Source organism: Rhizobium tumorigenes (genome assembly GCF_003240565.2).
Lineage (GTDB): Bacteria > Pseudomonadota > Alphaproteobacteria > Rhizobiales > Rhizobiaceae > Rhizobium > Rhizobium tumorigenes.
The window spans coordinates 2077635-2089403 of record NZ_CP117255.1; the positions used below are offsets into that span (position 1 = coordinate 2077635).

General features: G+C 60.8%; 9 protein-coding genes. 3 read left to right on the top strand and 6 right to left on the bottom strand.

Translation table 11 applies throughout. The features are described from left to right. Positions 1-56 precede the first annotated feature (56 nt). The gene (locus PR017_RS10265; protein ID WP_111222664.1) at positions 57-791 is read right to left on the bottom strand and encodes a class I SAM-dependent DNA methyltransferase; all 735 of its coding nucleotides are present in this window, start codon (positions 789-791) and stop codon (positions 57-59) included. 93 nt (positions 792-884) lie between these two features. After that, complete coding sequence (locus PR017_RS10270) at positions 885-1469, bottom strand: ATP-dependent Clp protease proteolytic subunit (RefSeq protein ID WP_111222663.1); 585 nt, start codon at positions 1467-1469, stop codon at positions 885-887. A 218-nt stretch (positions 1470-1687) separates the two neighbouring features. Here PR017_RS10270 and PR017_RS10275 point away from each other — a divergent pair, with 218 nt between their 5' ends. Continuing rightward, positions 1688-2503 carry a DUF2076 domain-containing protein gene (locus PR017_RS10275; protein ID WP_111222662.1) on the top strand — a complete coding sequence of 272 codons (816 nt, stop codon included), beginning with the start codon at positions 1688-1690 and terminating at the stop codon, positions 2501-2503. A gap of 63 nt (positions 2504-2566) precedes the next feature. On the opposite strand, the gene queF is transcribed toward PR017_RS10275, so the two are convergent. Next, on the bottom strand, positions 2567-3031 hold the full coding sequence (gene queF, locus PR017_RS10280; RefSeq protein ID WP_111222661.1) for a preQ(1) synthase: 465 nt from the start codon (positions 3029-3031) through the stop codon (positions 2567-2569). Between the two features lie 206 nt (positions 3032-3237). Here queF and PR017_RS10285 point away from each other — a divergent pair, with 206 nt between their 5' ends. Beyond that, entirely contained in the window at positions 3238-3918 is a 681-nt protein-coding gene (locus PR017_RS10285; protein ID WP_111222660.1) for a GNAT family N-acetyltransferase, read from the top strand. Between the two features lie 57 nt (positions 3919-3975). On the opposite strand, the gene PR017_RS10290 is transcribed toward PR017_RS10285, so the two are convergent. From PR017_RS10290 to PR017_RS10300, 3 genes are all read right to left on the bottom strand, one after another. Next, entirely contained in the window at positions 3976-6165 is a 2190-nt protein-coding gene (locus tag PR017_RS10290; RefSeq protein ID WP_111222659.1) for an anthranilate synthase, read from the bottom strand. Between the two features lie 254 nt (positions 6166-6419). Then, positions 6420-7946, bottom strand: coding sequence for an ABC-F family ATP-binding cassette domain-containing protein (locus PR017_RS10295; protein ID WP_111222658.1), 1527 nt, complete (start codon positions 7944-7946; stop codon positions 6420-6422). Between the two features lie 358 nt (positions 7947-8304). After that, positions 8305-10533 carry a TonB-dependent hemoglobin/transferrin/lactoferrin family receptor gene (locus tag PR017_RS10300; RefSeq protein WP_111222657.1) on the bottom strand — a complete coding sequence of 743 codons (2229 nt, stop codon included), beginning with the start codon at positions 10531-10533 and terminating at the stop codon, positions 8305-8307. 269 nt (positions 10534-10802) lie between these two features. Between PR017_RS10300 and PR017_RS10305 the strand changes: the two genes are divergently transcribed. Next, entirely contained in the window at positions 10803-11753 is a 951-nt protein-coding gene (locus PR017_RS10305; protein WP_111222656.1) for an extensin-like domain-containing protein, read from the top strand. Positions 11754-11769 lie beyond the last annotated feature (16 nt).

An 11769-nucleotide genomic window follows, 5' to 3' on the forward strand; every position in this document is an offset into this window, starting at 1 on the left:
ATTACAGGCCGGATTGGCGCAAGAGCACTTCGGCGCCATTTTGTAGCGCCACGCAATCAAGCATCAGGATGCCTGATGAAAAAGATCATCTCATCCGAATGCAACGGATCAAATGGTCCGCCATTCCAGTCGCCGAGCACTTTATCGACCTTCAAACCGGATTCGGTGATCGCTCTTTCGATCTCCTCGCGACTTGAGAACAACAACTCGCTTGACGACACCAGAACTTCGTCAGGAAAAGCGTAGCGCGTCTCGAAAAATATTCTTTTACCTTCACGTTTCGACACATCGCGCGTTTGCCGAACGACAACACCGTTTACCTCGAATGCACAGAAACCATCATTCCAACGCGCTCCCCAATCGACGGCTGGATTACGTGACTCGAACACCATGACACCATCGGCGGAAAGATGTTGGCGAACCGTCGCGAACGTTTCAAGCACATCTCGCTCCTCCAGAAGCACCTGAAAGACGTGTCCCGTCATGATAACGAGATCGAAACGCTTCTCCGATCGAAATTCCTGTGCAAAGCAATGGACCCAATCAATGCATGCACCTTGTGGCGTCTGCCGTGCTGCATCAAGCATGGCGCTCGCTGGATCGGCACCGGTGACATCATGACCGCGTGCAGCATAGACGTTGCAGATCAGTCCTGTCCCGCATCCGAGGTCGAGAATGCGCTTTCTGCCACCCTCTGCGAGAGCGGCGTAAAAATCCCGGCCGGCGGACCAGCCGTTATCGAGATCGTACAGGGCGGCAAGCCGGGGATGTTGGTAGTGAAGATCGGGCATGCCGTAAGCCCTCGTTTGTTAGCAATATGAGAGACGGCAAAAAAAAGCGCCCTCGCCCGCATTATGCAGGCAAGGGCGCTTGGTATGCAACAATCAGACTTCGCTTTGCGATGTCACGATGCGAGAGACCAGACCGTAGGTCTTAGCGTCTTCGGCCGAGAGCCAGTAGTCGCGGTCGGTGTCCTTGGCGATCTTTTCCAGCGGCTGGCCGGTCGCGGCTGCGAAGATCCGGTTCAGGCGTTCGTTCATCTTGATGATCTCGCGGGCCTGGATCTCGATATCCGATGCCATGCCGCGTGTGCCGCCGGAAGGCTGGTGCAGCAGGAAGCGGGTGTTCGGCAGGCAGAGCCGGCGTTCCTTGGGAACGCTCACGAAGATCAGCGCGCCGGCAGATGCAACCCAGCCAGTGCCGATGATCCAGACCTTCGGCTTGATAAACTTGATCATATCGTGGATGGAATCGCCGGATTCGACGTGGCCTCCGGGCGAACTGACATAGATACGGATGTCTTCGTCGCTGGCAGCGGCAAGCGCAACCAGTTGCGAGCAGACCTTCTGCGCCAATTCCTGGGTAATGCCGCCATAGATGAAGATAGAGCGCGACTTGAAAAGATTCGCCTCCGTTTCCTTGCCGAGCGGCAGTTCCGTCTTCTTGTCTTCCTGTTCGTCGTCGTTCATGAACAACTCTCCACCGTGATTTGTCGTGTGCCGCACATAATGCTGTTCCATGCGTAAAACAATGCGGGAAAAAGACAAGCCACTGAACCGGTGAAGATATCCTTGCCGCTCTCCACCAATTACGGAAATGTAACCTTGCAGGGCTTTGACAAAGCCTAAATCCCTTCCTACGTCAGATGGCGCGATCTGGAATCGCGTCAGGTTTTCAAGGAGCCGTCATGTCGCCCGAAGAACGTCAACTGCTAAGCTCTCTCTTCGACCGCGTCAAAGCCGCAGCGGCGACCCCGCGCGATGCAGACGCCGAAGCCTTCATCAACCAATCAGTGCGCGACAATCCCACCGCGCCCTACTTGCTTGCACAGGCGGTCATCGTCCAGGAACAGGGCATGAAGGCGGCTGCAGATCGCATCAAGCAGCTCGAGGATCAGGTCAAGGAACTGCAGGACAGTGCCGAACACCAGCCTGCCGCCTCGCAAGGTGGCGGGAGCTTCCTCGGCGGCCTCGGCTCCATCTTCGGCGGCGGACAATCCGCACCTCAGCCACAGCGCGCCGCTCCGGCCCAGCAGGGCTACGGCCAGCAGCAGGGTTATGCGCCGCAGCAGCAGGGCTATGGGCAACCGCAGCCGGGTCCCTGGGGCCAGCAGAGCCAGCAGCAGCCAGTCGGCCCCTGGAGCCAGCAGCCGCAGGCCCAGTCCGGCGGCGGCGGGTTTCTGCGCGGTGCGCTCGGCACGGCAGCAGGCGTTGCCGGTGGCGTGATGCTGGCGGAATCGCTGAGCAGCCTGTTCAGTCCGCATATCGGTGGTGCAGCGGCAGGGCTCGGCGGGCTTGGAGCCGCAGCAGCGGCACCGGCAGCAACCCCCGCCGTCGAGGAAACGGTCGTCAACAATTATTATGGCGACAGCAACGGCAACAACAACGACCAGAACGCCGGAAACGACGACAACGCCAATGACCGGAACCTGGTTAGCGACGACAGCGACACCGATTTCGACAATTCCTACGACAGCGGCGGCGACGACAGCTTCAACGTCTGACGTTTTCGCACAGCCCTGATGCAACGCCGCGCTTCACCCGAAGCGCGGCGTTTTCAATGCGGGTCAGCCGCGACCGCGATAGGTCGGGACGCCCTGGTCCGGCAACCACAGGCCTTCCGGCGGCTTGCCGGTCTGCCAGAAAACGTCGATGGGGATGCCGCCGCGCGGATACCAGTAAGCGCCGATCCGCAGCCATTTGGGCTGCAGTAGCTCGACGATACGCTTGGCGATATACACAGAACAATCCTCGTGAAAGGCGCCGTGATTGCGGAATGCATGCAGGAACAGCTTTAGCGACTTCGATTCCACCAGCCATTCGCCGGGCACGTAGTCGATGACGATATGGGCGAAATCGGGCTGGCCGGTCATCGGGCAAAGCGAGGTGAACTCGGGCGCGGTGAAGCGCACGAGGTATTCGGCACCCTGGTGGGTGGCCGGCACCTTTTCGAGCATTGCGGTCTCGGGGCTGGTGGGCGTTGCGGTCTGGCTGCCGAGCATGGACAGGCCGGAAACATCGGTATTGGGCATGGCTTCAAGCCTCCTTGTTCGTTCTGACGCGGGCACCTGGCTTGACCGCCTGGCGCCGTGGTTGTTACTTCGCGGATCGCTTGGCTATCCCCTATGGCATCTTCGAGGCGATCGCAAATACAAGCGATGCCGTTGAGCGGTATCCGGTCCCTGCCTGCCGCAAAGTGAGTTGGCGAAAGCCCAAAGCATAATCAGGAGAAATCGCCGTGACGCACATACTCGATCGGCCCGTCTGGAACACGCTGCAGATGAGCCATGCGCCGCTGGCGATCGGCGGGCCCCTCGCCAAGCGGTTTGCGCCATCGACCGTTCCCTTTGCCGCCGCTGCCGACGACACGCCGGAAAGCCTTCAGGCGCTGGCAAGCCTGCCCATTGGAGACGAAAGGATAGTGCTCGTGGAAGCCGGTCCGATTGTCATTCCGGAGGAACTTGTGGTCCTTGCGGTAGGCGAGCTCTACCAGATGACAGCCGACCGGCCGCATGAGCGGATCGCGGATCCCCGGATCGAGCTGCTGGACGAAAGCGACGCCGCCGAGATGCTGGAACTGGCGCTGTTGACCAAGCCCGGTCCTTTCACGCTCGGCGCACAAAAGCTCGGCCCTTTCTGGGGCGTCAAGATCGAGGGACGGCTGGTCGCCATGGCCGGCCAGCGCATGCGCCTGCCCGGCTTCGGCGAACTCAGCGGTCTCTGCACCCATCCGGATTTCCAGGGTCGCGGTCTCGGCAGCCTGCTATTTCGATTCGTTGCCGGTGAAATCGCCGCCCGCGATGAGGTAGTCTTCCTGCATGCCTATGTCGGCAACACGGCGGCGATCGCGCTTTACCAGGCGCTTGGCTTCAGCATCCGCGCAACGATGAACATGCGCGCCGTTCAGCGGCAGGCGTAGGCTTGATCAAGACGGCGGTATCGCCGCCGTCTTGCTACCACATCTTGCATCCAGACGTCAGGCCGCCTTGGTCTTTGTCCGCCGCGCAAGGTTTGCCACGACATTCTCGATCATCCGCATGCCGGCATCGCCACCAAGCGTCATGATCGATTCCGGGTGGAACTGCACCGCTGCAACCGGCTCCTTGGTGTGCTCGATACCCATGATCGTGCCATCCTCGCTTTCCGCCGTGATCATGAATTCACGCGGCAGGGTCGAGGGGTCGGCGAAGATCGAGTGGTATCGCCCGACGGTCACTTCCCTGGAAAGGCCCGAAAACACGATACCGGGCTCGAGCACGCGGATGCGCGACGGCTTGCCGTGCATCGGCACGGCCAGCTGCCGGAGATCGCCGCCATAGGCTTCGGCCAGTGCCTGCAGGCCGAGGCAGACGCCGAAGATCGGCAGGTTGCGGGCTCGTGCCTTCTTGATCGTCGCCTTGCAGTCGAAATCCTTCGGGTTACCCGGCCCCGGGGACAGCACGACGAGATCGGGGTCGAGGCGGTCGAAGACTTCTTCGGACACAGGCGTGCGGACCGTTGAAACGGTGGCACCTGTCTGGCGGAAGTAGTTGGCGAGCGTGTGGACGAAGCTGTCCTCGTGGTCGACAAGCAGGATGCTGACGCCCTTGCCGACCGCAGCAACATCGCGCTTGGTCTTAGCGGAACCGGCAGACTTTGCATCGCGGATGGCAGAGAGCATGGCGGACGCCTTCAATTCGGTTTCGGCTTCTTCCTCTTCGGGGATAGAGTCGTTGAGCAAGGTAGCGCCGGCCCGCACCTCCGCTATACCGTCCTTGATGCGCACGGTGCGCAGAGTCAGGCCGGTGTTCATGTCGCCGTTGAAGCCGACCATGCCGATGGCGCCACCATACCAGGCGCGCGGGCTCTTTTCGCGGCTTTCGATGAAACGCATGGCCCAGAGTTTCGGCGCACCGGTGACGGTGACGGCCCATGCGTGCGACAGGAAGCCGTCGAACGCATCCATGTCGTCGCGCAGTCGCCCCTCGATGTGGTCGACGGTGTGGATCAGGCGCGAATACATCTCGATCTGACGGCGGCCGATGACCTTGACCGAGCCCGGCTCGCAGACGCGGCTCTTGTCGTTGCGGTCGACGTCCGAGCACATGGTCAGCTCGGATTCGTCCTTCTTCGAGTTCAGAAGCTTGAGGATCTGCTCGCTGTCGGCAATCGGGTCCTCGCCGCGCTTGATCGTGCCCGAGATCGGGCAGGTCTCGATGCGACGGCCGGAGACGCGCACGAACATCTCTGGCGATGCGCCGACCAGATATTCCTGGTGGCCGAGGTTGATGAAGAACGAATAGGGCGACGGATTGATCGCCTTCAGACGCTTGGAAATATCCGAAGGCTTCGAATCGCAGCGCTCCATGAACTTCTGCCCTGGAACGACCTCGAACAGGTCGCCCTTGCGAAAGCTCTCCTTTGCCTTGTTTACCAGCTCGGCAAATTCGCCCGGGCGATGGTCGCTCTTCGGAGGAATGGTGTTCGTGTGGTGGAACGGCTCCGGCGGGATATCACCGGCCTTGTCCTCGGTCGTCAGCCCGCCCTTTTCAAAGTCGTAGCGGTCGATCCAGGCCTTGGCGGCGTAGTTGTCGACCACGAGGATCTCGTCGGGGAGATACAGCACCATGTCGCGCTGATCGGAGGGACGCGTCAGCTTCAGGTCGATCGCGTCGAACTGGAAGGCGATATCGTAGCCGAAGGCACCGTAGAGTCCGAGGGCAGCGTCGGCCTGCGAGTAGAACAGGTCGGTTACGGCGCGCAGTACGGTGAACACCGTCGGCATCTTCGAGCGCTCTTCCTCTGTGAACACCCGATCAGGCGCCTTGACGGTGAGATCGAGCCGACGCGGCGTCGACGCACCGAGCGCCAGTTCGCGCACGGTTTGCAGCCGCGCCTCGATAAAGCCGAGGATGACCTCGCCGCGCTCGTTGTAGGCTTCGATCCAGACATTGCGGCCAAAGCAGGAGATGCCGATGGGCGGATCGACGACGGCGGTGTCCCAGCGCGTGTAGCGGCCCGGATACTCGTAGTTGGAGGAAAACACCGCGCCGCGCCGCTCGTCCAGCTTGTCGATGTAGGACGAGACCGCGTCGTCATAGGGAATTGACCGACGCTGGCGGGTCACCGTAATGCCGCCCTTGGTCTCGTAGATTTCCGCACCATCGTCCCGCAGGATCGTAACCATGACCGTCTCTCCGCTTCTTCAGGCCCGGATGACAGGCGCTTTACATACAAAAAAAGCCGCCTGAAACTCTCGGGCGGCTTACTCGTCGTCTTTGAACACGATTGATCGAGGCCGCTGTTAGCGAGCCCACCACCACGATGCACTGTTCGAAGACATGTTCATGGGAAAATTGTTAGCGCGAGATGCGGCGATGCGCAAGCGCCAATTCGGCTGAAAGTTTCGGGCGGCCGACTGCCGCCCGAAACCGCGCAAACTCAAGCCGACAGCTGCGCCGAGGTGAAAAACGCCTCGGGTCCATCGACCTCGATCAGCTTTTTACGCTCGATCTGCCAGAAGCGGTTGCCGACCGTCCTGACAAAGCTGCGATCGTGCGACACCAGCAGGCAGGTGGACCCCTCCGCCAGCAATTCACCCTCCAGTGCCTCCTGCCCCTCGATGTCGAGATGGTTGGTCGGCTCGTCCAGGAGATGGAAATTGGGTTGGCGCAGGTGCAGTAGCAGCATCGCCAGCCGCGCCTTCTGGCCGCCCGATAGCCGGCCGATTGCCCGTCCCTGCATCTCGACGCTGATACCGGCGGTGGCCAGCAGACTGCGTGCCTTCGGCTCGCCGAGCGCGAACAGCCGGGTCAGGACCGCCATCGGCGTATCTCCGTCGGCAAGATTGGCGAGCGACTGATCGCTGTAGCCGAGCACCAGCGAGGGCGTTGCCCGCACCTGAGCCGTCGCGTCGCCCGGCGTTTCGATCGCCCCCCTGATCATCTCCATCAGCCGCGTCTTGCCAGCGCCATTCGCCCCGAGCAGAACGATGCGGTCGCCTTGGCGGATCCAGAGCTTGCCGGTCTTGAACAACGCCATGCCATCCGGAGTGCAGACAGTGGCATCTTCGAGGGTGACGAGGATCTTCGCCTGGCTGGCACTGCTGCCCAGCCGGATGGCTCCGGCCGAGCGCTCACGATGGCCCGGCCGGGACGCATCCTCGAGGCGGTCGGCCCGCTCCTTCAACTGCCTTGTCTTGACGGTCAGCAAGTCGCTGCCGGAGTTGATGCCGATATTCTTGAGCTTGGCTGCCTGTCGCCGCAGCTGTTGCGCGGCTTTCATATCCTTCTCGTAGCGCTGCTCCTGCGACGCATCGATATTATCGAGCCCGGCCCTCGCCATGCTGTAGGGAAGCTGGAACTGCTGCGACTGCTCGGCCCTGAGGAACAGCGTGCGGTTGGTGACGGCATCCAGGAACGCCCGGTCGTGGCTTGCGACAAGCACCGAGACGGCGCGAGGCAGAGCGTTCAGCCAGTTCTCCAGCAGCGCGATCTTGAACAGGTCCAGATGGTTGGTAGGCTCGTCCAGCAGCATCACGTCCGGCTCGGTGACCGCGACGCGTGCCACCAGCGCCAGCCGCTGCCAGCCCCCGCTCAACTGCGCAAGCGGCCGCTCGCGAAGGGCCTCTGGCACGGCCAGCGTATCGAGCACCACATCGACGCGCCAGCTCTCGCTGTCGGCCTGCCCGGGTGCAAGTGCCTGCGCGACCGCCGCATGAAACGGCAATTTCGCCAAGGTGGGCGCGACGTTCTGTTCGACATACCCGATTGTCAGCCCGCGCGACCGCGTGACGTCGCCTGCCGTCGGTTCGAGACGGCCTGCAATGCAGTTCAGAAGCGTGGATTTACCGCGGCCGTTGGCCGCAACAATGCCGACCCGATCTCCGCCATTGAGGCTGAAATTGAGGTTGGAGAACAGCGGCTCGCCAAGGGTGACGGCAAGATTGTGCAAGGTGATCGAAGACATTTCTAGTTCTCTGGTCTGACCGGGCAACGACCACCAACCAGCGTCGGCAGTACGGCTCGGCAATTATCAGGATGCAGCACGAACGCAAACGTTCGACTACAGGCCAAATGGGCAGACCAGAAAGGTATGAGAAAGTGACAGCCTCTGATCAGCCCTGCAAACGCATCCGCAGGGCATCGGTCGGGCCGAACTGGCGATTGCGCCAGAGTGTCATGATCATTGCGGCCCTCCTTTCTCAAAAAGACTGAGATGGGCTCATAGCATCGAAATCGGCTCGGTTCAAATCCGCGCTGTCGCCAGGATTGAAGCAGGGCGATGCCGAAGCACCGCCCTGCTGCGAACTATATCGGACAAGCGATCAGAAGCGCTGCGTCAGCGTCAGCTTGAAGGCACGACCTGCCTCCGAGTAATATTCCGGCGGCTGCGTCGCAGACTTTACATTCAGCGCGTCGTAATAGGTCTTGTCGAAGACATTATAGACGCCGGCGCGCAGCGTCAGGCCCTTGACCTGCACAGGCTTCCACCAACCCGTCAGATCGACGATGCCGTAGCCCGGCGTCCGGAAGGCATCGCCGTCCTTCTTCGGCTCCTTGGTTGCGGTGATCAGCGTCACGTCCGTGCCCCAGGTCTCCTTGGCATAACCGATTGTAAAGGCAGCCTTGCCAGGCGCGATAGAGTCGACATATTCGCCGCTATCGGCATCCTTTCCGTTGGCATAGGCAAGCGAGCCGCTGACGTGGATACCATTGTCGAAGGTCTTGTGGCCGCTGAGTTCGAGGCCGAAGATACGGACATTGGCGCGGTTGAAGTATTCGGTAATGCCGAGAGGATAGGTACCCGTCGCATCAGTAGACAATTGCGTGTCGATGAAATTCTTGTAGCGATTGTAATAGGCGCCAATGTGTCCGCCGAACTCCTTGTCGCCAAGGTTGGTGCCGATCTCGAAGCCGTTGCTGGTTTCTTGCTTGAGGTCGGGATTGCCGTAGCTGACATAGCCGCCGGGAACGCCGTAGTTCTCGTAGAGTTCGGTGACGCTGGGCGCGCGGAAACCCATCGACCACTGCGCGTAGATCTCGATATCATCCTGTGGCTCGTAGGAGGCGCGCAGCTTCGGCGAAAAGCGCGTGCCGCTCTGTCCGTCCGGCATACCGCTGTAGTTGGCGCTGCCCGTATAGGCCGAGGTCTCCTTCGGAGAATAGTCGTACCAGTCGAAACGCACACCGGGAGTGAGCGAGAAGCGGCTGTCACCAAGCGCGATCTTGTCGTCGACGAATGCGCCGACGCGCTTGCCGTCGACATCGGGCATATCCGACTGGTTGGTGTGCAGAAAGCTGCAGGCGGAAAAGGCACGGAATGGCCCAGGACCGCAATTGTCCACGCCGGCGGAATATTGAGTTGTCTTGTCGAAAGCGACATTCAGACCAAAAGTGAGCGTGTGGTGCAGGCTGCCGGTGTCGAAAGTCTTGGAGGCATTGCCGTTGAAACCAATGCTCCGGTTTTCAAGATCGGCGTCGCGCGAATACGGGCCCACGACCGAGGTCGACCGATAGCCGTCGGATCCGCTTTCACGCAGCAGATCCTGCCAGAAGAACACAGCATTCGCTGTGTCGACCAGGGTGTCGGCGCTCGACGCCTCATACTTGTAGTCAAGCGACACGCGGTCACGCTTGACATCTTCGCTGCCGTCGTAGTTGCCAGGACGATAGTTGCCGGTGAGGCTCTGGCTAGTCCTCAGGTCAGTGTCGATATCCTTGTTATAGTGCTCCGCCGTCAAGCCGAATGTGCCGACATCGGTATATTGTCTGATTTTGAACAGGCCGCTTCGCTGGTCGTAATCGGCAGGGTTCGCTACCGAACGCGTCGCACCATAGCCGCCGACGTCGGCCTTGCTGTCGGTCTCATGGCCCTTCGTATAGCCGCCTTGGAAGAGTACCGCTGTGTTATCGACGCGCTTGGCAACGGCAGCCGATCCACCGGTGCTCTTGTCGGTGCTGTCATATCCGAGCTTGAAGACCCCGCCCCATGTCCGGCCCGGATCGATCAGATCCTCCGGCTCCAGCGTGCGCAGCACAACCGCACCGCCAAGCGCACCCGAGCCGGCACGGCTGGAATCCGCGCCGCGCACCACGTCAATGGTCGACAGGGCATTGAAATCGAAGGCGCTGACGCCTCCATCGGCGGAACGGGCACCGTCGAGGAGATACGGGATCTCGATGCCGTCGACGGTGGTCAGGATGCGGTTGTCCTGCAGTCCGCGCAGGTTGATGCCGCCCGACGTCCGGTCGAAGCCAAGCCCGACTTCGGTGCTGCGGGCAAGATCCTCGAGGCTGGTGATTTGCTTGTCGTCGATCGTCTCAGCGGTGGTTTCAGTGGCGGTCGGCGAATCCGCCAGCACGTCCTTTTCGCCTTTGGCGCCCTTGCCTTTTACGACGATGGCCTGAAGCGGCGTCACACGGTCGCCCTTTCCACTGGCCTCGACGGCCTCGTCGGGCGTTGCGGTCTGCGCGCGCGTAGCGACTGCCGCAAGATCGTAAGCTAGAAATGTGGTGCAAGCCAATACAAGCGCGCGGGTGTGCCGGGCAACCATAACCAATCCTCTCAAAAGATGCTGTACCGGGCTGGCTGGTTGGTGCGCTGTGAACACCCAAGGGGCTGGCTAGGCGGACGGAAAGAGGCAGAAATACATGCCTCCTTTCTGCCCGATAAAAAACATGAGTAAGATTGTCAATATATCAGGTCAATATAAACATGAATAGATCAGTCATGTTTAAGCCTCGCCGACTTTTGTTGCTGATCTGCAACGAATGCGGCTCCGAAACGTTGCCACCCGTCAGACAAAGAAACGGGTAAAACCTCATGCTCTTCCGGATTGCCTCCCTCGTCGCCTGTGTCACCCTTCTGACTTCAGCCACCCTGCCACAAACCGGGCCGCTGCCAGAGACGCGCCCGGACATCAAGCCTGCGGAGACCGCTCAGCCGGTTGCTCCCATCCCCGAGCCGAAACCGCAGTCCGTGCCGGTACAGGAAACACCAGCTGCAAAACCTCCCACCGAAGCGACGCCTTCCGATGGCACGACCAGCGGAAAGCAAGGTGGCGATGCGCCTGCCACGAAGGCAACGACACCCGATGGAGACACAAGCAAGCCCGATGCCGACACCGGCAAGGACGACAAGAAATCACCGGTATCGAACGCCACCGACGGCAAGGGAAATCCGCCTGCTGAGCCGCTCACCATCGAACCGGAATCCGATGCGGAGCATCAGGCCTGCCTGAAAGACCTGCAGGCCATGGGCGCGGTATTCAAGGATCTGCCCCGCATCGACGACGGCGATGGATGTGGCATCGACAAGCCAATAAGCCTCTCGGAAGCGTTGCCAGGCGTGAAATTCAAGCCAGAAGGCACGCTGCGCTGCGAGGCGGCGCTCGCCCTCTCCCGCTGGATGAAGGAAAGCGTCATTCCGGCAGGCGAGGCTGCGCTAAAGGCCGCCGGCCCAATCGTCACCATAAACCAGGCCTCGACCTACATCTGCCGGCTGCGCAACAACGCGAGCACTGGCAAGATCTCCGAGCACGCCCGGGGCAATGCCATCGACATCGCCAGTTTCACATTCAAGGATGGTAGGAATGTCGAGGTACAGCCGCGCAAGGAGGATTCGACGCTTGCCGGTGCCTTCCAGCGTGCCGTCAGTGCTTCTGGCTGCCTGTACTTCTCTACCGTCCTTGATCCCGAAAGCGACGCCGCCCATGAGCATCACTTCCACATGGACGTCCTGAAACGCAACGGTGACTTCCGTTATTGTCACTGAATATCAGTGACTTGGC